This window comes from Xanthobacter sp. DMC12, assembly GCF_056314105.1.
Genome location: NZ_JBQUYZ010000002.1, coordinates 786,402 through 808,362, shown reverse-complemented (window position 1 = coordinate 808,362; position 21,961 = coordinate 786,402). Strand labels below are relative to the sequence as shown.

The following is a 21,961-nucleotide window of genomic DNA, read 5'->3' as shown; positions in this document are numbered from 1 at the left end:
ACGAAGCAGAAAGGGTCACGCGCGGCGTCAGGGCCGACGTATTTCAATATCTTTGTGACCCTGTGATATCTTGCGAGATGGAACGCCGCCGCGCTGCGGCTGCGATGAATCGGGCCGAATAGCGGGGCGCCGCCGCTGTGTTGACGCGGCGAATATGCGAGTGTCCGGCATCGGCGATAAGCCGGATCCTCCTGCAAATGGCTTTGCCCGGACCGCAAAGATGAGACCCCATTTCGCCGAATTCCTTGCCACCTTCGTGGATGTCATCCGGGCCGGGAGCTTCTCCGGGGCCGCGCGGCGACGCGCCGTGACGCCTTCGGCGATCGTTCGCCAGATCGATGCGCTGGAGGAGGATCTGGGCGTCGCGCTCTTCATCCGCTCGACGCGGGCGCTCACCCTCACCGATGCCGGCCAGCGCCTCCACGAGCGGGCGCAGCGGCACCTGGACGAGCTCGCCGATACCCATGCGGAGGTCGCCGCCTTCGATGGCTCCGTCTCGGGCACATTGCGGATTGCCTGCTTCCCCTCCTTCGGCAAGCGCTATGTGCTGCCGGTCGTCGCGGCCATGCAGGGCGAGCACCCCGCATTGCACGTCGAACTCGATCTGACGGAGCGGCTGGCCGATCCTGTCATCGAGCGCCTCGATGTCGTCATCCGCATGGGCGCGCTGACCGACAGCACGCTGATCGCAACAAAGGTGGCGCCCCTCGCGCGGCGGCTTGTGGCCAGCCCGGACTATCTGAAGCGGGCCGGCATGCCCGACAGCGCAGAAGACCTGTCATCGCATCGGCTGATCGACAAGCTGCATGGTGCCGATCTCCTGGGCTGGCGCGATGTTCTCGGCTGCCCGGCCGGCCATGCCGGAAATGGAACAGTGAGCTTTCGTTCGGATGATTTCGAAGCCCAACGCGCGGCGGCCGAGGCGGGTCTGGGCATCGCATTTCTGCCGAGCTGGGTCGTCGGCCCAGACGTGAGGGCCCGCAGGCTCGTGCGCCTGCCGCTCGGCCGCGAGCCCTGGAACGAAGAGCCCGCAGGCATCTACCTCCTGCGCGCCCTGCCGCAGCCAAGCGCGAAGGTGCGGGCCTTCACCGAGGCCTTGCGTACATTCATCGGCAATCCCCCCGTATGGGATTCATGATCCCTGCCCGATCGACGGGAGGCCGCCAGGAGCGGAACTTGCCAAGAGCGGGCCTGAACGTCCGGAATGGGGCCGATGGCAGACTGTCCGCTATTAGGGATTTCAAAGGAGAAGCGAACATACGCGCCGATGAATTGCCAAAGGGCGGAGCTGACCAAAAGGTACCTTCGAAACCTCCGCTTTGAAGTCCATATCAAATTGGTGGTGGCCTACTTCTAGCTGAGGATGCGATCCAACTCCGTTCGCAGGCCTCGGAATTACAAGACTGACTCGGCCGTGATCCCCGCTTCGATCCAGGCGCGCGTCTGCTCCAGGATCTCGTCCGAAAGAGCGGGGTCATCAATGGCGCGGGCGAGGATGACGGCGCCCACCATCGCCGCCCAGCTTCCAATCGCGGTGCGGCGCCGGTCTGCCGGCTGCGCCTGCGGGAGCGCCGTCTCGATACGGGCGATTTGCGAGCGAAGCCCTTCCGTCATCGCCGCGCGTGCCGCTGGGGTCTGGTGGCGTATGGCGGCGGCAAGGCCCGCCGTGGGGCAACCCCCGGCCGGATTGTCGCGATGGCGCGGCGACAGATAGGCGCTCAGATAATGGCTGAAATCGCCATTTCCGTCTGAGTCCGCCGCCAGGACATGGGCCAGCGTCTGCGCGACCAAATCATCCTTCGAACTGAAATGACCATAGAAACCGCCATGGGTGAGCCCGGCGGCCTTCATCACCTCGGCCACGCTGACCGCGTCGAATCCCCTGTCGCGAAACAGCGAACTGGCGGCGTCGAGGATACGGCGGCGGTTCTCGGCCATCTGCTCGCGGCTGACCTTCATTTCAGATTCCTCCAGCGCGTCATTGACAGTTACATGATGATCATCATATTTAGACTCAATCATGATGGCTATCATGTATATGGCTGCGTATTGAAGAGAGAGCAACCCATGGCCGCACACCCCTCCGTTCTTATCACCGGTGCCTCGACCGGCATTGGCGCAGCTTATGCCGAGCGGTTCGCCCGCCGAGGGCATGCTCTGGTGCTGGTCGCCCGCAACACGGCACGCATGGAGGGGCTGGCAGCTCGCCTGCGTGAGCAGACCGGAGTGGCGATCGACATCATCACGGCCGACCTGACACAGCTCGCCGACCTCGCGGCCGTGGAAGCCCGCCTACGCGACGACGCCCGCATCGGCATCCTCATCAACAATGCCGGAACGGCCATTGGCGGCAGCTTCATCGAGCAGAGCACCGATGATGTCGCGCGGCTGCTCGCCCTCAACACCACTGCGGTGCTGCGGCTGGCCAGTGCCATCGCCCCGCGCCTGGCTCAGGCCGGCGGGGGCGCGATCGTCAATATCGGCTCGGTGGTCGGGCTGGCGCCGGAATTCGCCATGACGGTCTATGGTGCCACCAAGGCTTTCGCACTGTTCCTGTCGCAGGGGCTCAGCCTCGAGCTCGGCCCGAAGGGCGTCTATGTCCAGGCGGTGCTTCCCGCCGCCACGCGCACCGAGATCTGGGAGCACGCCGGTGCCGATGTCAGCACCATGACCGGTGTGATGGACGTAAATGAGCTGGTCGATGCAGCCATGGTCGGCTTCGACCGCCGCGAGGCCGTCACGATCCCGCCGCTGCCGAATGTGGAGCAGTGGAACACCTTCCAGGCCGCGCGTCAGGCCATGCTGCCGAACACACGCCAGGAACACGCCGCCGCACGTTACCGGACGGCCGACTGAGCCTTTGTGCAGGAACCCAGAGAGCACACCATCATGAAGGCCTTCATCCTCGACAGATACAAGAAGAGCGGCATCCTTCGCTTTGGCGATAGGCCGGAGCCCTCTCTGGGTGAAGAGGACGTCCTGGTCGAGATTCACACCGCCGGGCTGAACCCTCTAGATTCGAAGATCCGGGATGGCGCTTTCAAGCCCCTTCTTCCGTATCGCCCGCCTTTCGTGCTGGGACACGACATGGCGGGACGGGTCGCGCGGGTTGGCGCGAAGGTCCGCCGCTTCAAGGCGGGGGACGAGGTCTATGCCCGTCCGCGGGATGGCCGGGTCGGAACCTTCGCGGAGCGGATTTCCATCCATGAGGACGATCTCGCGCTGAAGCCGAACAACCTGACCATGGAGGAAGCGGCGTCCATCCCTCTGGTCGGGCTGACGGCCTGGCAGGCCCTGATCGACCGCGCCGATTTGCGCAAGGGACAGAAGATCCTCATCCACGCGGGCTCGGGCGGCGTTGGGACATTCGCCATTCAACTGGCGAAGCATCTCGGCGCGACGGTCGCGACGACCACCAGCACCGCCAATGTCGAACTGGTCCGAAGCCTCGGCGCCGATGTCGTGATCGACTACAAGACGCAGAACTTCGAGAAAGTCCTGACGGGCTACGATGTCGTCCTGAACAGCCTGGACGGCGATACGCTCAAGAAGTCCCTGAGCGTGCTGAAGCCCGGCGGGAAGCTGATTTCGATCTCCGGCCCACCTGACGCCGATTTCGCGCGGCAGCAGGGGCTGAACTGGATGCTGAGTCAGCTCGTGCGCCTTCTGAGCTTCGGCATCCGCAAGAAGGCCAAAGCCCGGGGTGTCCATTACTCCTTCCTGTTCATGCGGGCGGATGGCGGGCAGTTGAGCCAGGTCACGACGCTGATCGAGGCTGGGGCCATTCGCCCGATCATGGACCGAGTCTTCCCGTTTGAAGCGACCAACGAAGCCTTGGCCTATCTCGACACCGGACGGTCCAAAGGCAAGGTCGTCGTCCGGCTGAAATGACGGCGGCTGCGGCCCCACCCGGACATATGGCCGGCCCTGCGGCGCTGTCTGGCATTAACTATTTGGGCCGCGATGGCGGACCTGTTCCCTCGTCCCTCAAACCGGATCAGCAGCTATGTCCTCACACTCTCCAAAAACCGCTCTTGTGACAGGGGCGTCGTCCGGCATCGGCCGGGCGAGTGCCGAAGCCCTAGCGCGGGCGAGAGGCCGCGAGGAATAGAGGCCTCGGCTGTAGCCCTAGAGCAGCAGCCCCACCATCATTCCGGGATGGTAGGGCGTGAAGCTCCGATCCTCGGTCTAGCCGGCGAGGATGGCCGAGAGATCGAGACCCTCCCGCACCGTGTCACGAACGAAATGCGCCACGCGATCCGGCGGCACAAAATCATGCACCGAAGCCGGCAGAAGCCAGCCTTGATCCACATCCCACAAGCGAAACGTCTTGGCCATGCGCAAGTGAATCACGTCACACCAGAGCCGTCGATACCGTTACACCGGACAGGCTCCTAGGGCTCCTCATCGAAGGCATCGTGCGCAGCCTCGATCGCGGCCATGCGGCGCCGGCCTTCACGGCCACTGAGTTCCAGGACGCGGGTGGCCAGAAAATGCGAAAGCCCGATCACCGCCACGTGGTTATCCAGCGGGCCGGCCGCCCGCGCCTGGCAGGTGATGAGCCATGTGGCCGGGCCCGGATTCTCCGTGGCCGAGTCCACCACGCACAGGACCTGCGCGCCGGCCTCGACTGCCCGCGTGATCAGGTGAGAGGAGGCAGGCGTCGAACGCCGCAGGGCGAAGACGATGAGGACGTCGCCCTTATTCAGGGTTACCGCATATTCGGCGATGGTCTCGCCCGCAACCGGCAGCAGGATGCTGGTCTCGATGACGCGGAAGACCTGCCAGCGCAGATAAGCCGCGAAGGACTGATTGTTGCGGAAGCCCACGAACCAGACGCGCTTTGCCGCGAGCATGGCCCGCGCGATTCGGTCGATCATCTCGTCGGACAATCCGCCGTAGGTCTCGGACAGGTTCTGGACACTGAGTTCGAGGTGGGCGCGCAACGTGTCGCTGGCATGGCTCTCGCCGCTCAGCAGCATCAGCGGAGAGCCGGCCTTCTGCTCCAGCCGCACCTGCCGCCGCGCGTCGTTATAGCTTTCATACCCGAGCCGATGAAAAAAGCGGGTCACCGCCGCATTGGAGACCCGTGCGGCATTGGCAAGCTCAGTTGCCGTATAAGCAGGCAGATTGCCCGGGAAATCGATCAAGAATTCGGCGAGCCGCCTCTCGGTCGGAGACAGATCATCCCTGTGACGCGTGATGCGCGCCACCAGCGAGTCCTTGGCCGAAATCGTCGTGCTCACCGCGCCTCACCTGTTCCTATCATCTTGTGCCTTCAGCCGAACCGCGGTTCGGCCCGCCTGCCGCGGGGATGCGATCCAGCTCCTGTATGACCCAAAGCGCCGCGCGGCACCATGCGGATCGTTGCGCTGGCATGGAAGTTGCTGAAAAAAATTTTGCAGAACTTGTGTATTGAAAATTCAATCGCAGCCGTCCTGCGGGTTTGGGGACCAACGAAGGGACTGACCATGGCTGGGGAAAACGTGCAGCTTTCCGCCCCCGCGTCCGAGGCGGCAGTGCAGGTCGAGACCGCCCTCGACACGATCGGCGTGACCAACGCGCACAAGCTCATCGTGCTGCTGGTGCTTTTCGGGGTGATGTTCGACGTCTTCGAGCAGAATACCGTGGGGCTGATCGCCCCGTTCCTGCGGGAACAGTGGCATCTTTCCGCGGCCGACATCGGGTTTCTCAACACGATGACCTTCGTCGCGGCCGCCATGGGGCGGCTCGGCTCCGGCGTCCTGGCCGATAGGGTGGGCCGCCGCTTCATGCTGAACGTCAACCTGCTGTTGTTCACGGTCGGCGCCGCGATCTGCGCGCTCGCGCCCGGCTACACCACGATGGCCATCGGCCGTTTCATCGTCGGCCTCGGGCTCGGCGGCGAGATCGTGACGGCAGTCACCCTGCTCGCCGAGTTCTGCTCCTCCAAGTTCCGCGGTACGGCGGTCGGGCTCATCAATGTGGGAGGCGGCGGCCTCGGCAACATGCTGGCCCCGGCCTTCGCCCTCCTGATCTTCACCCTGTTCCCAGGCGGGGACGGCTGGAGGTGGCTGTTCGGCGCGCTCGTGCTGCCGGCGGTCCTGGTCGTGTTCTTTCGGCGCTTCGTGCCGGAGACGCCACGCTTCCTGGTCACACGCGGCCGGGTGGCAGAAGCCAATCGCGTGCTGTCGCAACTTGCGACCGGGTCCTTCTCGACCAAGAACGTGCCGGTAACCGATCACGTCACCTCGCAGCCGGTAATCGAGACGCCCAGGCTCGGCGCGATCGTGGCCGACATCTTCCGCCGCGGCCTTCTTCGTCGCACCCTAGCCGTTGGGATCGCGTCCTGGATGACGTTCGGCGCGCAGCTCACCGTGCTGACCCTTATGCCGACGATCCTCGTCTCGCAGGGCCATACGATCACGCGGAGCTTCCTGTACACGATCATCCTGCAGAGCGGCAGCCTGTTGGGCGCGCTCACGGCGGCGGTGCTGGCAGCGCGCGTCCCGCGCAAGATCGTGCTGACGACGGGTGCCCTGTGCGCCGTGGCGGCGGGGCTCGGCTTCGGCTTCCTGGCCACGACCGACGCGCTGATCCTCGCGTTCGGCGCCGCATTTCAGTTTTTCGTGCTGCTCCTGAACACGACCATCTGGATCTTCGCGCCGGAAAACTACCCCACCCGGGTTCGCGGCTTCGGCACGGCCTTCATCCTTGCGCTCGGGACCATGGCGGGCGCATGGATGCCGCTGCTTACCGGCCGGGTGTTCGACATGGCCGGTGTCGCCGGCATGTTCACCATGATGGCGGGCATGTACGCGATCTTCGCCATCGCCGTGCAGTTCGCGCCGGAAACCTTCGGAAAGTCGATGGAAGCCGTGCCGGAGACGGCGCCGGCCGAACGTCCGCTTCAGACCGCCTGACACCTCTCCCCCGGGGCCGAGGTCGGGCCCCGGTATCAGGAACTTTCCGTGACAACGATCCTCCTCATCAATCCAAATACCTCGACACGCTCGACCGAGATGATGCTTTCGGTCGCGCGGCCCCTTCTGCCCGATGACGTCACCCTGCGAGGGGTGACGGCCATGAGCGGGGCCGCCATGATCGTGGACGAGGCCGCCCTTGCCGAGGCGGCCGACGAGGTCGTCCGCATCGGGCTCGCGGAGGCATCGTGCGTCGATGCCATCATCGTATCGGCCTTCGGCAATCCGGGAGTGGGGGCGCTGCGTGCGCTCCTGCGGGTTCCAGTGGTTGGTATCGGCGAAGCGGCCGTCCTCAAGGCCGCGGCGAAAGGATCCCGCTTCGGGATCGCCACAACGACGCCGGATCTCGTGCGCTCCATCGAGGCCGGCGTCCGCGACCTTGGTCTTCAGAGCCAGTTTACGGGCGTTCGCGTACCGAATGGCGACCCCATCTCGCTCGCGGCGGATCCTCCCGCGCAGGACCAGGCCCTGGCCGCGGCGGCGACCGCCTGCATCGAGCAGGACGGCGCGGACACCGTGGTGATCGGAGGTGGCCCACTCAGCGCCGCCGCTGCAAGACTGCGCCTGCACTTTCCCGACCGGATCGTCGAGCCCGTGCCGGCCGCGATCCAGAAAATCCTAGAGCGCGATCCGAGCGGGTTAATTTAATAATATCCGTGAAAACATATTACATTATTATTAGAATATCATACTTTTATTTTTTCACCCTCGCGGATTCACTCGGACCGGATTGCGCGATTCATCGGCGGTCTATACTAAAACTTGGTAGGATGGGCGCTGTTATTCCGCCCGATGTCCGTTAGTGGACGACCCGCCCATTTCAGCTTCCGGCACAAGAGCCCCTCTTTCATGATTTCGAATCGCTACCCTTCTCCGAGATCTCTTGCGCCAGCCTCGGTCGTCCTCTCCCTCCACAACGATCAGGCCACCACGGTCACCCGCGCCCTCGAAGCGGCCAAGCAGCAGGCCGGCACAGATGACCTGAACGTGGCGCTGACCTTCGCCTGCGCGGAATACTCGCTTATGTGCGAGAACCTATCGCTCACCCTGGAAGAGACCCTCGAGCTGATTCGGGTGCGCTTCGGTATTCGCCTGACTGTAATCGAGGATAGGCAGGATGATGTCGAAGCTTTTGCCGACGACCTGGACGGCGCCAGCGGAGACGAGGCGAACTGATCCCCCTACCCTACAGAAAGTACACAAAGGGCGGCCCGCGGGTCGCCCTTATTGCTGTCGGGTGCAACCGGTTGCAACGGTCGGGCGAATATTATGCACCCGCTTGCTCGACGTGTCTCAGTCCCGACCTGGTTCACATCGACAACGCCACTGCGGCGAAAACCTGCGGACTTGAGCAGCACCTAGCAATACCGGAGGCGGCGTGGTCCATTACGTTTCCGCTGCTGCACCCGGTTGCACCAGATCGCTGGGCATCTCGGAATGCGCGCCTATTCAAACCCACCGCGCACCTTCCATGGCCACTCGCACGAAATGGCAGGCAGGTGGTGGTGATCAATTACATCACCGCCCCTTCAGAGCCAAAAGCCGTGCACCCGGTTGCACCGCGCCCGGACCCCATAGCGAAAATGCTCCGGCTCGTGCTTTGGGCGACCGCCGCCGCCAATGTCATCAAATGTCATACTGGTGCATGTGAGCAGTGACATGACATTAAGCGGTCATGCACGTCCGCGATTGCAGCGGCTGCGCGCGGTGCGCGGACCGGAAAGCCCCGCGTGGCGTAGTCCGCTAAGCGGGGGGCGGCGCGCGACGTCGCCGCAGCAATTGCCCCAATAGTCGCGGCTTCCCCTTTCGCGGAATGAGATCGATGTCAGTCACCAGCTTCGCGCCTCCCTTCCGGCGCTCCAGCACAATCTTGCGGCTGTGGAAGGCTTCCAGCTCGGCGCGGTGGGCGACGCTGACGATGGTGGCCTCCGGCAGCTCGGTGGTCACTAGCTCCATCATCCTGTCCTGGCTCTTGTCGTCAAGGGCGGAGGTCGCCTCGTCGAGCACGATGATGTCGGGGCGATGCAGCAGCAGGCGCGCAAACGCCAGACGCTGCTTCTCGCCGCCGGACAGCGTCTGGTCCCAGGGCGCATCCTCCTCGATCTTCTCCTTCAAGTGATCAAGTCCGACCGCGCTCAGCGCCGCGCCGATCTCCTCGGCCGACCAGTCCTCGGCCCCGCCTGGATAGGCTGCCGCCCGCCGCAGTGTGCCCGAGGGCACATAGGGCTTCTGAGGCAGCATGAAGAGGCGCGCATCGGGATGGAAATTGATGCTGCCTCCACCCCACGGCCACAGCCCGGCGATGGCCCTCACCAGCGTGCTCTTGCCGCTGCCCGAGGCCCCCGAGACGAACAGCCGTTCACCCGGCTCGATCACTACCTCGGCCTGGTCCACCACGGCTGTGCCGTCATCCAGCGAAACGGACAGGTCCTTGAGCGTCAACATGGCCTGCCCGTCCGTCTCGCCGCGCTGGATGCGCCCCACGCCATCGCCGTTCTCCGCCCGCTCCAGGGCATCGAGCGACATCATCAGCGAGGCGATGCGGCGCGCGCAGGCATTCCAGTCGGCAAGCCGGGGATAATTGTCGACCAGCCATCCGAAGGCCGTCTGCACGATGGTGAAGGCGGACGCCGCCTGCATCACCTCGCCGAGGGACATCTGGCCTTCGAGAAATTTCGGCGCGCACAGCAGCAGCGGCACCACCGGCGCAATGAGGCTGGAGCCTTGTGAAACAAGCGTGGTGCGCATGTATTGGCCGGCAAGCCGCGACCACTGCCGGAGCACGCCGGAGAAGGTGGAATTGATGCCATCCCGCTCTTCCTGCTCGCCCCCGAGCAAGGCGATACTTTCGCCATTCTCGCGCACGCGCGTCAGCACATAGCGGTAATCCGCCTCGGACTGGTTCTTCTCCTCGGACACCTCCACGAAGCGGCGACCGATGAGCAGGATCGATCCGGACGCGATGAGCGCATAGAGCACCGCCGCGATCACCAGAAAGCCGGGAATAGTGATGTCCGCCCCACCCACGGTGACTGTCAGTGCCCCGCCGATGGTCCACAGCACCACGATGAAGGTCGCTGCCGAGAGGAATGCCGACGTGACGCCGGCAAGAAAGTCCACGGGGGATTCCGTCGCGACCCGAAGATCCTCGGCGATGCGATATTCGGGGTTCTTGTGATCTCCGCTCACCAGATTGAGCTGGTAATAGCGGCCTCCCGTCAACCAGCGCGAGACCACCGCATTGGTCAGCCATGCGCGCCAGCGCCGCTGCATGCCCATGCGCGCATAGACCTGCGCCACGCCCAGGGCGACGCTTCCCGCCGCGAGCGGAAAGAAGACGGCCGTGAGGAAGAAGACGGTGGAGGCGTCGCGCTTTTCGATGCCGTCGAAGATCGAACGATTCCAGACGTTTATGGCGTACTGGAAGCCAACGTTGGTGACAATCAGGAGCAGAAGGCCGATGGTGAAGACCCAGGCGAGCCTGTCGCCCTTGGCGCCCCAGTATCCCCGCGCGCTGATCCAGAAGCGCTTCAGCAGATAGGATTTGCGAAGCCGCTCGATTTCCTCCGGCGCCAGGGAGGGATCGGGCTCTATGGCTTCGGGCGGTGGCGGTTCAACCACCTTCCCGCTCTCCGCGATCACGCTGTCCAGTTCGGACTCTGCGGTCGCATCTGGTTTGTCGGTCGGACGAGCGGGAGCTTCGGCGGTGGTCATGGCGCCTTAACGCGCCGAGAATTCGAATGTTCCTGAGACGCTCCAGCTTCCGTAGCGTGAATATCAACAGTGGTATCGAACTCGCACAGCCTCCGACGAATTGGCGCGTTGGACGCGGACTCCCGGCCGCCGCGTCTGACGAGCTACGTTCCGACGTCAGTCCGCGATGCGTTGCCCTTCATGAGGATGGGCCCCGTCGGCCGCCCGGTCGGGGAACCGCCAGCGGGCTCCAGCGTGACTTCGAACAACTGGTCGGGGCTGGTCGAAGGGAGCCCCGCGACCCTCAGATCGATATTGCGCATCGCTTCGAGAAGGCCGACCGAAACCGGACCGCGGCTGCGATCCCACAGGGTCCACACTTGCAGCGACTTGCCCTCAGGGGCGTTGAGCGCCTGCAGCGGCACGAGCTCCGCGCGGCCGTCGCGAAATGCGTTGACGAGCGCGAGCGGTCGATTCTGGTCTGACATCATCACCGCGACCAGCACCGGTGTGCGGGCGATGCTGCGGGTTTGCACTGTCAGGGCCATGGCCAGAGCGAGGCAGGCTGCTCCCGCCGCAAGCCCCATCGCACGCCAGGCCGGAAGATGACCCCACAGAGAGGCAAACCAGCCTTGCCGCGTGCCCCCCTGTGCCTGTGCATGGACCGGCGCCCGCACCGCCGCCGGGCTGGCGATCCCGGCTTCGATCCGCCGCCACAGCCCCTCGGTCGGCGGCTCCGGGCTGACGGTCATGTCGATCTCGATCAGGTGCCGCTGCCATGCCTCAACCCGTGCAGCGAAGTCGGGATCGCTTCCCATCAAGGCTTCGCAGCGCGCCGCCTGGTCCGCATCGAGCAGGCCCAGCGCGAATTCCGCAGCCAGAGCTTCTTGTTCCGGCCCCATCATGCGAGGCACTCCCGGAGCGAGAGCAGGCCGCGGCGGATCCATGACTTCGCGGTGCCGAGCGGAATGCCGAGTCGCCCCGCCAGTTCGCCGTGGCTCAGTCCGCGCGCATAGGCCAGCACGATAGCATTGCGGCGCAAGGGTTCGAGGCGTTCGAGGCAGCGGCGCAGCGCCTCGTTCTCCGACAGGGCGATGACCACATGCTCGGCATCCGCGTCTTCGCTCGCCAACCCCATCGGCTCGAAATCGTCGATCAGTTCGGTGCGGCCCTCGCCCCGCAGGACATTGAGGGCACGATGACGCAGAATGGCGAACATCCATGTGGCTGGTTCGCCGCGCGCCGGATCGAATGTCCCGGCCTTCTCCCAGATGCGCAGGAACGTATCCTGCACGACCTCTTCGGCCAGGTCACGGCGGCGCAGCAGCCGAAGGGCGACGCCGATCATCTGCGGGGCGAGCGCCTCATAGAGGTGCCGCAGGCTGGATCGATCTCCCCGCGCGCAGCCGTCGAGGGCCCGCGCGAGTTGGTCGCGGGAGGCTCGGGGTTTGCCCGCTTCAAGGACCGTCATTTCGCCTCCGCCCGGATCGCACGCTGTGGTTACGCGCGAGCGCGCACTTCGGATGCACCGAAGAATAAAACCGACGGCCTGCATCCGTCCGCGGAGGTCGGGGGTAGCCGCTCCGTCACAGCCGATCCGTTCGGCTTCAAGCGGAGGAAGACACATGAAAGTCTCGACGATGGCCCTGATGCTCGCGGGCTTCCTTGCCAGTGCTGGTACGGCCCAGGCCCAGACCGTGATCGCCCTTATGGACGGGAACATGATCACCCCCATTGACGCCAAAAGCTGGACCGCCGGAAAGCCGATGAAGGTGACCGGCGTCGAGGCCAAGCTGATCGGCATCGACGTGCGCCCTGCCGACGGCATGCTCTACGGCCTGTTCGACGATGGCAGCGTCGCCGTGATCGACACTTCGACCGCCAAGGCGACCCTGAAATCCAAGCTCAGCAGCACGCTGGCCCGGGGCGTGGCGGCGACGGTGGACTTCAACCCGGTGGCTGATCGGCTGCGGGTCATCGGCAGCGACGGCACCAATCTCCGCGCCAACGTGGATGACGGCAAGGTCACGACGGATGGCACGCTGAAGTTCGCGGACACCGACATGCACAAGGGCGAGACACCGAACATCGTGGCCGGCGGCTACACCAATGCGGTGAAGGGCGCGAAGGAAACCGCCCTCTACAATATCGACGCGACCATCGGCGCGCTGGTGAAGCAGGCGCCGCCCAATGACGGCGTGCTGACTGCTGTCGGCAAGCTCGGGGTGAAGGCCAAGAGCTATGCGTTCGACATCGTCATGGTGGACGCCGCGGCGAGCGAAGGCTGGCTGGTGGCAGACGGCACGCTGTACCGCGTCGATCTCGCCAAGGGCGCGGCCAGCGAGGTCGGCAAGATCAAGGGCGTGAGCGGGCCGGTCCACGACATTGCGGTGTTGCCGGCGATGTGACGACGACCCGCTGGGACGAGAAAGCCGCCGGATCGCTCCGGCGGCTTTACTATGCCGATGAATTGGCCCCGCGCCATGAGGCGGCGCACGACCTCAGGCCATGCCTTCCTTCGCTGCTGACGGTTGAAGGAGAAGCCGCACCAGAGGATTAGGGAACCGCCGCGCCATGGTCACCGCGTGGAAGGTTTCCATGATGCCGGGCAACTGGTCGCCTTCCACCAGCACGCCCGCCGCGATCTCGTCCTTGACCACGATGGGCGGAAGAACCGCAAGCCCGATGTCCTCGCGGGCGAGAAGCCGCATCATCGCCATGTCCTCCACTTCGGCCACGATCTGCGGCCGGACACCGAGGCGATCCGTCAACGCGTCGAATCCGCTGCGTATGCTGCTGTCCAGCGTCGGCAGGATGATGGGATGTGTCCGCAGGCGATCGGCGAGGCTCGCTGCGCGCCCCAGACGATCCGGCGTGCCGACGAGGCTGATCGGACGCTCGGCGAGACGATGGGCAACGAGAGGCGTCAGAGCGTCGCCCGGCGGCGCATGGTTCAACACCACAAGGTCGAGATTGAGGGCCTCGAGCGCCCGCAGAAGTTCGGCCGCGCTGCCCGATCGCAAGATGAGATCGATGTCCGTGCGGCCGAGAACCGGGCGCAGGAATTCCAGCTGAAAATTGCGCGACAGCGTGGCCAGCGAGCCCACGCGCAGCGCCTGCCGAGCCGCTCCTGTCTGCCGCAGCGTCCCCAGCATCTCCTCACCCGTCGCGAAGATCGCATCGGCATGATCGAGCACGATCTGCCCCGCCTCGGTCAGATGGAGCTGGCGCCCGCGACGCTCGAACAGGGAATGGCCGAGTTGGTCCTCGAGCTTGCGGATCTGCACCGACAAGGCGGATTGCGTGAGATTCAGCCGCTCGGCCGTGCGTGTGAGGTTTCCGTCGTGAGCGACCGCCCAGAAATAGCGCAGATGGTTGTAGTTCAGCGATCCCATATCGTTCGATAATAGCGAATGGTTTCTCTTGAACAATGAATTTTTCTCGACCTCTGCCGCTCGCTATCGAGGGACCCCGACCGTCATCGTTCGTTGGGGATTGCCTTGTCGCTCTATCTGCTCCCGCTTGCCGCACCGCTCCTGCTGCTCTGCGCCGCCCTCTTCGGATTTGAACGGAGCGGCAGGCGCCCACCCTTGGTGCCCGTGTTCGCGGAGGCCGCCGCGATCGGCAGTCTGTTGATCGCGATCGCGTCGCTTGCGCTGCTCATCGGGCGAGGCCCCGGCGACAGCGGTCTTGTCGGATGGGCGGGGATCGGCCTTTCGGCGCGGCTCGATGCGGTCAGCGCGACCATGCTGCTGCTGGTGGCGTTCGTCGGCTGGATCGTCGTGCGGTACGCCCGCACGTATCTCGATGGCGAGGCCCGCCAGGGCTATTTCACCGGCTGGCTCTGCAGCGCGCTCGCGGCCGTCCTCCTGCTCGTCCAGGCGGGCAATCTCATCCAGTTGGTCGGGGCATGGATCGCAACCAGTGCCGCGCTGCATCGCCTGCTTCTGTTCTATCCGGAGCGCGTGGCGGCGCAGCGCGCGGCGCGCAAGAAGCGCGTGTTTTCGATGATCGGTGCCGTCGCGCTGGCGGGTGCGGCCGTCCTGATGTGGGCGCGGTTCGACACCACCGATATCGCCACGCTCAACGCGCTCGCCCGGACCAGTGACGCCTCCTGGCTGATCGTCACGGCAGCCGCCCTGCTTGCGCTCGCCGCGGTGCTGAAATCGGCGCAGTTCCCGACCCACGGCTGGCTCACCGAGGTCATGGAGGCGCCGACACCGGTGTCGGCCCTGCTTCATGCCGGTGTGATCAATGCCGGCGGCTTCCTGCTGATCCGCTTTGCCGACGTGATGCTGCTGGCGCCCGGCGTGCTCGCCACATTGGCCATCCTGGGCGGCTTCACCGCTCTGTTCGGTGCGCTCGTCATGCTGACGCAACCGGCGGTGAAAACATCCCTCGCCTGGTCGACGGTCGCACAGATGGGGTTCATGACGCTCCAGTGCGGCCTTGCCCTGTTCCCGCTCGCCTTGCTCCACATCGTCGCCCACTCGCTCTACAAGGCGCACGCGTTTCTGGCCTCCGGAGGAGCGGTCGAGCAGATTGCGACCATTCGCCGGCCGGGACCGGTGGCCGTCCCTGATGGATCAGCCGTCGGCCGCGCCTTCCTGATCGCACTTGCGATCTATGCCGGGATCGGCGGCACGTTCGGCTTCGTCTTCGGGTTCGACCACAAGTCGCCCCAGGCGATCGCGCTGGGCGCCATCCTGATCTTCGGCGTGGCCTATCTGCTCGCCCAGGGGCTGGCCGATGCCGCGCCACGTCCGCTCACCCGCAAGACGGCAATCTACGCCGGCACCGCCGCGGTCGGCTACTTCGCGCTCCAGACCGCGGCCGAGTGGCTGACGACGGGAGTTCTGCCCGCGACGCCGGCACCTGGGCGGCTGGAATGGACCCTGATGGCGCTCGCAGTGCTGAGCTTCGGGCTGGTGGCGGTGGCGCAGGCCCTCTTTCCGCTCTGGGCGTCGCACCCCGCGGCCGCCGGGCTGCGCGTCCATCTCTCCAACGGCCTCTACGTCAACGCCACGATCGATCGCCTTCTCGGCGGCTGGTCCATCCGCAAAGGCCTCGTGAAGCAGCAAGAACAAGGACATTTCCCATGCTGATGACTGCGACCAGACTGCCGCTTGCACCCGCCGATGCAATCATCGCGGCGGCGCATCGTGCGGCGCGCGCGATCCCTCCCCTATGGCCGCTCGCCTCAAGCGTCGCGGTCAATCCCTTCCTCGGCCAGACGTACGAGCCGTTGGCGACGGCCGCCGCACGTCTGCGGCGCGCTGCGGGCATTGCGCTCACCATGCCGCGGGCCTGCTATGCCGAGAAGTTGCGCGCCGGCGACATCACCGATGACGATCTGCGCGCAGCTTTCGATGCGGCACCCGCAGCGCTGCGCCCCCAGACGCTCGCGGCGCTGAGGCAGGCTATCCATGCCAAAGGGATGCCGTCAGATGCCATCCCAACGGTTGCCGATCTGGCACGGGAAGTCGCCTCCATCGATTGGCCCGGCATGGTCAACGACCGGATCGGTCACTGGGCAGCGCGCTATTTCGATCAGGGCCAGGCGCTCTGGGCCGACGCAAAGGCCAGAAGCGCCTATGCGTCATGGCACATCGTCGCGACCCACGACCTGACGCCGGAGATCGCCGGCCTCACGGGTTTCGCACAGACCGTCGCGGATGCGCCGACCAATGCCGACAACGCGCTCGTCGCGTCCGTCGGCGAGCTCGGCATCCCCCCGGCTGCACTCGAGATGTACTTCCACCGGCTTCTGACGACGCTAGGCGGCTGGGGGCAGGTTGCCCGCCATCGCCTCTGGCAGGCGGAGCTGAGCGGGGGGACCGATGGGTCGATCATCGACCTCCTCGCCATCCGCCTGTTCTGGGAGGCAGCCCTACTGCGCAAATACAAGCTTCCGCTCGCCTCCCAATGGCAGGTAGCCATCGCAGCCTGCGCCGAGCCCGTCACGGCGACCGGCGAGGATGTGGTCGATGCCATCCTGCAGGAGGCCGCCGAGCGCGCCGCACATCGGCGCCTCGCGGTCCTTCTTGCTGGAACGCCTTCGCCCCGGGCCGCTGGCCGTCCCTTGCTGCAGATGGCGTTCTGTATCGACGTACGCTCGGAAGTGTTTCGCCGGGCCTTGGAAAGCCTCGACCCTGGTATCCGGACCCTGGGATTTGCCGGGTTCTTCGGTCTCGGCGTCGGTCATCGCCGCTTTGCCTCGGATGTCGTGGAAGCGCGCCTGCCCGCGCTCCTGACGCCGGGTGTCTTCACATGCTCGGGCGATGCGACGCCGGCGACGGAGAAGGCGAACCTCGCCGCCCGGGTCACGGCGCGAGCGAAACGGGCCTGGGGGCGCTTTAAGCTGGCGGCCATTTCCTCGTTCGCCTTTGTCGAGGCCGCGGGTCCACTCTACGCCGCCAAGCTGCTGCGGGACGGACTGGCGCTGACGCGGCACGCGGCGCCGAACGATCCGGCGCCGCGCCCGGTCACCCCTCTCGATCCCGCGACACGGCTGACGATGGCACAGCGGGTCCTCAAGGCGATGTCGCTGACCGAAGGCTTTGCCCGGCTCGTGCTGATCGCGGGCCATGGCGCCAGTGTGGTCAACAATCCCCATGCCAGCGCACTCCACTGCGGCGCGTGCGGCGGGTATTCCGGCGAGGTGAATGCACGGCTTCTGGCCTCGCTGCTGAACGACGGGGACGTGCGGAGCGGTCTGGCAGAGCGGGGCATCGCCATTCCAGAGGACACGCTTTTCCTCGCGGCGCTGCACGACACGACGACCGACACCGTGACGATCTATGCGGCCGACCATCCCTCGGCCGCCCATGCGGGCGATCTGCAGAGGGCCGAGCGTTGGCTGGCCTCCGCCGGCGTCCTGGCGCGGGGCGAGCGGGCTCTGCGCCTGCCCCGCGCCGCATGCAGCCAGGACATTCCCCATCGTGCCCGGGACTGGGCCGAGCTACGCCCCGAATGGGCGCTGGCCGGTTGCCAGGCCTTCATCGCGGCACCGCGCTCGCGCACCGTCGGGCGCGACTTCGCCGGGCGCGCCTTCCTCCACGACTATGACTGGCGGCGCGACGATGGATTTGGCGTGCTGGAGCAGATCCTGACCGCCCCCGTCGTCGTTGCGAGCTGGATCAGTCTGCAATATTACGGCTCGACCGTCGCGCCCGACGTCTTCGGCGCGGGCAACAAGCTGCTCCACAACGTCACCGGCGGACTCGGCGTCGTCGAGGGCAATGGCGGCTTGCTGCGGACGGGACTGCCCTGGCAATCGGTTCATGACGGCGAACGCCTGATCCATGAACCGCTGCGGCTTTCCGTGCTGATCGAAGCGCCGCGCGAGGCGATCGCCGACATTCTCGGTCGCCACTCCGAGGTCCGCGCGCTGTTCGACAATCGCTGGCTCCACCTCTTCGCGCTTGATGATGAGGGCCGCATGGCCTGGCGCTATGCCGGAGGCCTGCGCTGGGAGAGCACCGTCCGCGAGGCAGCAGATGCGGAATCTCTGCCGCCGGTGCTCGCGTGAAATCGGGCCCATCATCAAGCCGGCGGCATCTGTCTCGAAGAGGCCGATGGTCGGCATTGCAACCGGTTGCACCAAGGCGTCATCGGATCGGAGAAGCGTCGCGCCAGTGCTGATCGCGACAAAGCGAGTGTGAGCTTCACCCGTTGAATTGGAAGAAGAAGACCGGAGAACGCCACGGGATCCTAAATCCTTCTGGCAGGAACAGCCGAAGGCTGCGAAGCTCGTCCAAGACGGTTACGCCTCACGGCCATCGGGCGACTTGTACGCCCCTCGCTTCGCTCGGCACCACGAGCATGCTGGGCTCGACCTCAACGAGTTGCACCCCCCCTGCCTTGACGGTTCAAGCCCGCAGATTTCTTGGCTCGGCAGCAGACGAATTCGCGCCTACGATGGGCGGCTCAAGGGGTCAGCACAATCGCACCGGTCGTGTTGCGAGCTTCGATTCTCTCATGGACAGATCGAACCTCGTCGAGGGACGCGGTCATGCCGATCATGGGGGAGATCATGCCGCGCTCGAGCGCGTCGAAAACGCCTTGAGTCAAAGCGGCGATATCGGCCGGAGTTCTGGTGAAGGTCGCGAGGGTCGGCTTGGCCAGGAGCACAGATCCTTTCGCTGCGAGAATGCCGACATCCAGCGGAGGGACTGGACCACTCGCCTGGCCGAAACTCACCATCAGGCCGACAGGCTTGAGACAGTCCAAGGACCTGTCGAACGTGGCCTGGCCGATGGAATCAAAGACGGCATCGACGCCTCTCCCATCAGTAGCGCTGCGTGCAGCGGCGACGAAGTCCTCCTGGCGGTAGTTCACGACGACAGCGCATCCCGCCTTCCGTGCCACATCGATCTTATCGTCCGACCCCACGGTCCCGATCACGGTTACGCCGAGCCGGCTTGCCCATTGGCAAAGCAACTGTCCCACGCCGCCGGCCGCTGCATGCACGAGGATGGCGGCGCCGGGCCGCGCCGGCCAGATGCGGGTGAGCAGATAGAAGGCCGTCGCCCCCTTGACCATCGAGGCCGCTGCCTGCTGGTCGCTCACGGCATCGGGGATGGGAACCAGCCTCCACGCGGGCACGATGCGCCGCTCGGCATAGGCGCCAAGGAAATTCCAGTACGCGACGCGCTGGCCGGGCACCAGACCAGCCACATCGACGCCCACTGCCTCGACCACGCCGGCAGCCTCCACGCCGAGGATGGCCGGACGCGGGATGGCATACTGACCCGCCGTGCTGGAGCGGTGATAAACATCGATGAGATTGACGCCGATGGCGGTATGGCGAACCACAACCTCACCCGGGCCGGGCGCAGGAACGTCCACGGTCTCGATGGAAAGCACGTCCGGACCGCCGGCAACGTGAACCCGAACTGCTTTCGATTTCATGGGGCATCCTGGGAGTGCGCGCGGCGGGGCGGAAATGAGGCAGGCGCCTTCAGCGGCCGGAGATCATCTTGAAGACGTAGCTGAAGTCGCGGTCGCCGTGGCCGTTGGCGACCAGCATTTGGTAGATGGCCGCCGCGGCTCCCGCCAGCGGCGTCGCGGCGCCGGCACCGGCGGCTGCCTGCTGGGACAGGCGCATGTCCTTCAACATCATGTGGCCCGAGAACCCCGGCGCATAGTCTCGGTTGGCGGGAGAGCTGGGCAGCGGTCCGGGCACCGGGCAGTAGTGCTCAAGCGCCCAGCAGTTGCCTGAGGAGCCGATCATCACATCATAGACCGTCTTCATGTCCAGTCCGAGTTGGCCGGCAAGGGTGAAGACTTCCGAGATAGCGACCATGCTGATTCCGGTCATCATGTTGTTGCAGATTTTCAAGGCTTGGCCCGCGCCGCTCCCGCCGATGTGGAAGAAGCGATGGCCCATGGCCTTGAGGATCGGGACGGCGCGTTCGTAACCCTCAGGCGAACCACCTACCATGAAGGTCAACCGCCCCGCCTCAGCGGCGGGCACCGCCCCGGAGACCGGAGCATCGACCATCGTGAAGCCCGCCTCTCTTGCGGCACTCGACACCGCGTTGGCGCTATCGATATCGATGGTCGAACTGTCGATGAGCAGCGCTCCAAGCGCCACACTCTCCAATACTCCGCCAGGGCCTTCGTAGACCTCTCGGACGTGCCGTCCCGTCGGAAGCATGGTGATGACGCATTCGACGTCGCGCACCGCCTCCTGCAACGTACCGACCGGCCGGCCGCCCATCTGGACGGCCGCGGCGCGCCTCTCCGAGGACTGATCGAACCCGTACAGGGCGTGGCCGGCCTTGATCAGATGCCCGCACATGGGCGCGCCCATGTTGCCAAGTCCAATGAATGCGATGCTAGTCACAGTCCAGTTCCCTTCTTTCGTGGGCGGCTCGGTCGTCGGGCGCAGGCAAGCCCACGGCTCGACCGGCTAGGACCAATCCCCCGCCCTCTCCGATGCGAGGGGCCGGCACGTGCCGTCAGGAACGGGCACGCGCCGACGGGGGGACTACTTCGCCTGGCTGGCGGCTTCCTTGACCAGCGGGCAGCGCGAAGCGGACAGGGGAGCGGCGGTGTCGCCTTCCGGGATCTTGCCGAGCACCTTGAAATAGTCCCACTCGCCCTTGGATTCGGCCGGGGTCTTCACTTCCACGAGGTACATGTCCGTCACCATGCGGCCGTCGGGACGGATCTTGCCGTTGGGCGCGTAGGCGTCGTGAACCGGAGTGGCTCGCATCTTGGCGGCAACCGTCTTGCCGTCATCCGTGCCCGCTGCCGCGACCGCCTGCAGGTAGTGCGAGACGGCCGAGTAGGTGGCCGCCTGGACCACGCCCGGCATCCGCTTCGTCCGCTCCTGAAACCGCTTCGAGAACGCGCGGGTCTGGGCGTTGTGATCCCAGTAGAACGGCGTCGCGACGATCAGACCCTGCGCGGCCTTCAGCCCAAGGGCGTGAACGTCGCTGATCACCACGGCGAGGCCCGCGAGCTTCTGGCCCCCCGCGGCAATGCCGAACTCGCCGGCTTGCTTGATGGCGTTGATGGTGTCGGTGCCGCCATTGGCGAGCGCGATGATCTGCGCCTTCGACGACTGCGCCCGCAGCAGGAAGGAAGAGAAATCGTTGGCCCCGAGCGGGTGCTTCACCTGGCCGACGACCTTGCCCCCCTTCGCCGTCACCACCCGGTCCAGCTCGGCAGTCATCGCCGCGCCGAACGCATAGTCGGCGGCGAGGATGAACCAGTCCTTCTCGCCGCGGTCGAGCAGCGCGGACGCCGTGCCGACCGACTGCGAATAGGTATCCCAGCCCCAGTGGAAGCCGGTGGGCGAGCAGGCTTCATTGGTGAGCGCCGTGGTGAGCGGAGCGGTCATCAAGGTGATCTTGCCGAGGTCGCGCCCCATGGTGTTGACGGCGATGGCGACCGCCGAATTGGTGAGATCTGCAATGGCGTCCACGCCTTCCGTTTCGAACCACTGCTTGGCGGTGGCAACGGCTACGTCCACCTTGCTCTGGTGGTCCACCGAAATGATCTCGACCTTGATGTTCTTGTTTTTCGACATGAATTCGTCGGCAGCCATGCGGGCGGCATCCACGGAGGTGCGGCCGCCGAAATCGGCATAGACGCCCGACTGGTCGTTCAGCACCCCGATCTTGACCACGCCACCGGAAATTTCGGCCGCCTGGCACAGGGACACGGACGCGACGAGCGCGGCAAGGGAAGTCATGAGCTTCACGGCGTTCCTCCATTTATCTTGTTGTCTTTTTCGGCCCGACCTTTTGCGGCCTCGGCCAATGCAGGGCGGAGGGTTTTTGCCTCCCCGCCCT

The 21,961-nt window shown here is 65.5% G+C and carries 18 protein-coding genes and 2 pseudogenes; 10 read left to right on the top strand and 10 right to left on the bottom strand.

All coding sequences use genetic code 11. The features are described 5' to 3' along the window. Positions 1 to 160: 160 nt before the first annotated feature. The gene (locus ACT535_RS11875; protein WP_476364501.1) at positions 161 to 1,138 is read left to right on the top strand and encodes a LysR family transcriptional regulator; all 978 of its coding nucleotides are present in this window, start codon (positions 161 to 163) and stop codon (positions 1,136 to 1,138) included. Between the two features lie 257 nt (positions 1,139 to 1,395). On the opposite strand, the gene ACT535_RS11870 is transcribed toward ACT535_RS11875, so the two are convergent. Beyond that, entirely contained in the window at positions 1,396 to 1,959 is a 564-nt protein-coding gene (locus ACT535_RS11870) for a TetR/AcrR family transcriptional regulator (RefSeq protein ID WP_476364716.1), read from the bottom strand. A 108-nt stretch (positions 1,960 to 2,067) separates the two neighbouring features. Here ACT535_RS11870 and ACT535_RS11865 point away from each other — a divergent pair, with 108 nt between their 5' ends. The 3 genes and pseudogenes from ACT535_RS11865 to ACT535_RS11855 all read left to right on the top strand — a co-directional run. After that, a complete protein-coding gene (locus ACT535_RS11865; RefSeq protein WP_476364500.1) occupies positions 2,068 to 2,856 on the top strand; it encodes an SDR family NAD(P)-dependent oxidoreductase in 789 nt (262 codons plus the stop codon). 33 nt (positions 2,857 to 2,889) lie between these two features. Then, the gene (locus ACT535_RS11860) at positions 2,890 to 3,891 is read left to right on the top strand and encodes an NADP-dependent oxidoreductase (protein ID WP_476364499.1); all 1,002 of its coding nucleotides are present in this window, start codon (positions 2,890 to 2,892) and stop codon (positions 3,889 to 3,891) included. A gap of 115 nt (positions 3,892 to 4,006) precedes the next feature. Next, positions 4,007 to 4,093: pseudogene (locus ACT535_RS11855) on the top strand (oxidoreductase); the annotation flags it as partial. A 38-nt stretch (positions 4,094 to 4,131) separates the two neighbouring features. Here the strand turns inward: ACT535_RS11855 and ACT535_RS11850 are convergent. Continuing rightward, a pseudogene (locus tag ACT535_RS11850) lies at positions 4,132 to 4,338 on the bottom strand (IS5/IS1182 family transposase); the annotation flags it as partial. 56 nt (positions 4,339 to 4,394) lie between these two features. Next, positions 4,395 to 5,246 (bottom strand): MurR/RpiR family transcriptional regulator, encoded by an 852-nt coding sequence (locus tag ACT535_RS11845; RefSeq protein ID WP_476314392.1) that lies wholly within the window; start codon positions 5,244 to 5,246, stop codon positions 4,395 to 4,397. Positions 5,247 to 5,357: 111 nt separating this feature from the next. Between ACT535_RS11845 and ACT535_RS11840 the strand changes: the two genes are divergently transcribed. From ACT535_RS11840 to ACT535_RS11830, 3 genes are all read left to right on the top strand, one after another. Then, entirely contained in the window at positions 5,358 to 6,902 is a 1,545-nt protein-coding gene (locus tag ACT535_RS11840) for an MFS transporter (RefSeq protein WP_476364498.1), read from the top strand. A 48-nt stretch (positions 6,903 to 6,950) separates the two neighbouring features. After that, positions 6,951 to 7,610 carry an aspartate/glutamate racemase family protein gene (locus ACT535_RS11835; RefSeq protein WP_476364497.1) on the top strand — a complete coding sequence of 220 codons (660 nt, stop codon included), beginning with the start codon at positions 6,951 to 6,953 and terminating at the stop codon, positions 7,608 to 7,610. 201 nt (positions 7,611 to 7,811) lie between these two features. After that, entirely contained in the window at positions 7,812 to 8,138 is a 327-nt protein-coding gene (locus ACT535_RS11830; protein WP_476364496.1) for a hypothetical protein, read from the top strand. 567 nt (positions 8,139 to 8,705) lie between these two features. Here ACT535_RS11830 and ACT535_RS11825 read toward each other — a convergent pair. From ACT535_RS11825 to ACT535_RS11815, 3 genes are all read right to left on the bottom strand, one after another. After that, complete coding sequence (locus ACT535_RS11825) at positions 8,706 to 10,676, bottom strand: ABC transporter ATP-binding protein/permease (RefSeq protein WP_476364495.1); 1,971 nt, start codon at positions 10,674 to 10,676, stop codon at positions 8,706 to 8,708. Between the two features lie 143 nt (positions 10,677 to 10,819). Next, positions 10,820 to 11,560: an anti-sigma factor gene (locus tag ACT535_RS11820; protein WP_476364494.1), complete on the bottom strand. Its 741-nt coding sequence runs from the start codon at positions 11,558 to 11,560 to the stop codon at positions 10,820 to 10,822. Next, positions 11,557 to 12,126: a sigma-70 family RNA polymerase sigma factor gene (locus tag ACT535_RS11815; RefSeq protein ID WP_476364493.1), complete on the bottom strand. Its 570-nt coding sequence runs from the start codon at positions 12,124 to 12,126 to the stop codon at positions 11,557 to 11,559. The genes ACT535_RS11820 and ACT535_RS11815 overlap by 4 nt, the downstream gene beginning before the upstream one ends. 154 nt (positions 12,127 to 12,280) lie before the next feature. Here ACT535_RS11815 and ACT535_RS11810 point away from each other — a divergent pair, with 154 nt between their 5' ends. After that, positions 12,281 to 13,063 (top strand): DUF4394 domain-containing protein, encoded by a 783-nt coding sequence (locus tag ACT535_RS11810; protein ID WP_476364492.1) that lies wholly within the window; start codon positions 12,281 to 12,283, stop codon positions 13,061 to 13,063. A gap of 93 nt (positions 13,064 to 13,156) precedes the next feature. Here ACT535_RS11810 and ACT535_RS11805 read toward each other — a convergent pair whose 3' ends face one another. Beyond that, positions 13,157 to 14,050, bottom strand: coding sequence for a LysR family transcriptional regulator (locus ACT535_RS11805; protein WP_476364491.1), 894 nt, complete (start codon positions 14,048 to 14,050; stop codon positions 13,157 to 13,159). Between the two features lie 105 nt (positions 14,051 to 14,155). Between ACT535_RS11805 and ACT535_RS11800 the strand changes: the two genes are divergently transcribed. Then, positions 14,156 to 15,760 carry a proton-conducting transporter transmembrane domain-containing protein gene (locus ACT535_RS11800; RefSeq protein ID WP_476364490.1) on the top strand — a complete coding sequence of 535 codons (1,605 nt, stop codon included), beginning with the start codon at positions 14,156 to 14,158 and terminating at the stop codon, positions 15,758 to 15,760. Beyond that, a complete protein-coding gene (locus ACT535_RS11795; RefSeq protein ID WP_476364489.1) occupies positions 15,754 to 18,186 on the top strand; it encodes a YbcC family protein in 2,433 nt (810 codons plus the stop codon). The genes ACT535_RS11800 and ACT535_RS11795 overlap by 7 nt, the downstream gene beginning before the upstream one ends. Positions 18,187 to 18,584: 398 nt before the next feature. Here the strand turns inward: ACT535_RS11795 and ACT535_RS11790 are convergent, their stop codons facing one another. The 3 genes from ACT535_RS11790 to ACT535_RS11780 all read right to left on the bottom strand — a co-directional run bounded on the left by ACT535_RS11790 (position 18,585) and on the right by ACT535_RS11780 (position 21,861). Continuing rightward, positions 18,585 to 19,568 (bottom strand): quinone oxidoreductase family protein, encoded by a 984-nt coding sequence (locus tag ACT535_RS11790; protein ID WP_476364488.1) that lies wholly within the window; start codon positions 19,566 to 19,568, stop codon positions 18,585 to 18,587. 49 nt (positions 19,569 to 19,617) lie between these two features. Beyond that, entirely contained in the window at positions 19,618 to 20,505 is an 888-nt protein-coding gene (gene mmsB, locus ACT535_RS11785) for a 3-hydroxyisobutyrate dehydrogenase (RefSeq protein WP_476364487.1), read from the bottom strand. A gap of 144 nt (positions 20,506 to 20,649) precedes the next feature. Next, positions 20,650 to 21,861 (bottom strand): ABC transporter substrate-binding protein, encoded by a 1,212-nt coding sequence (locus ACT535_RS11780; RefSeq protein WP_476364715.1) that lies wholly within the window; start codon positions 21,859 to 21,861, stop codon positions 20,650 to 20,652. Positions 21,862 to 21,961: the final 100 nt, after the last annotated feature.

Coding starts and splice junctions, on each gene's coding strand:
- ACT535_RS11790 (WP_476364488.1), bottom strand. CDS start 19,568: ATGAAATCGAAAGCAGTTCGGGTTCACGTTGCCGGCGGTCCGGACGTG.
- ACT535_RS11780 (WP_476364715.1), bottom strand. CDS start 21,861: ATGACTTCCCTTGCCGCGCTCGTCGCGTCCGTGTCCCTGTGCCAGGCG.
- ACT535_RS11870 (WP_476364716.1), bottom strand. CDS start 1,959: ATGAAGGTCAGCCGCGAGCAGATGGCCGAGAACCGCCGCCGTATCCTC.
- ACT535_RS11860 (WP_476364499.1), top strand. CDS start 2,890: ATGAAGGCCTTCATCCTCGACAGATACAAGAAGAGCGGCATCCTTCGC.
- ACT535_RS11820 (WP_476364494.1), bottom strand. CDS start 11,560: ATGATGGGGCCGGAACAAGAAGCTCTGGCTGCGGAATTCGCGCTGGGC.
- ACT535_RS11795 (WP_476364489.1), top strand. CDS start 15,754: ATGCTGATGACTGCGACCAGACTGCCGCTTGCACCCGCCGATGCAATC.
- ACT535_RS11815 (WP_476364493.1), bottom strand. CDS start 12,126: ATGACGGTCCTTGAAGCGGGCAAACCCCGAGCCTCCCGCGACCAACTC.
- ACT535_RS11805 (WP_476364491.1), bottom strand. CDS start 14,050: ATGGGATCGCTGAACTACAACCATCTGCGCTATTTCTGGGCGGTCGCT.
- ACT535_RS11810 (WP_476364492.1), top strand. CDS start 12,281: ATGAAAGTCTCGACGATGGCCCTGATGCTCGCGGGCTTCCTTGCCAGT.
- ACT535_RS11840 (WP_476364498.1), top strand. CDS start 5,358: ATGCGGATCGTTGCGCTGGCATGGAAGTTGCTGAAAAAAATTTTGCAG.
- ACT535_RS11865 (WP_476364500.1), top strand. CDS start 2,068: ATGGCCGCACACCCCTCCGTTCTTATCACCGGTGCCTCGACCGGCATT.
- ACT535_RS11830 (WP_476364496.1), top strand. CDS start 7,812: ATGATTTCGAATCGCTACCCTTCTCCGAGATCTCTTGCGCCAGCCTCG.
- ACT535_RS11825 (WP_476364495.1), bottom strand. CDS start 10,676: ATGACCACCGCCGAAGCTCCCGCTCGTCCGACCGACAAACCAGATGCG.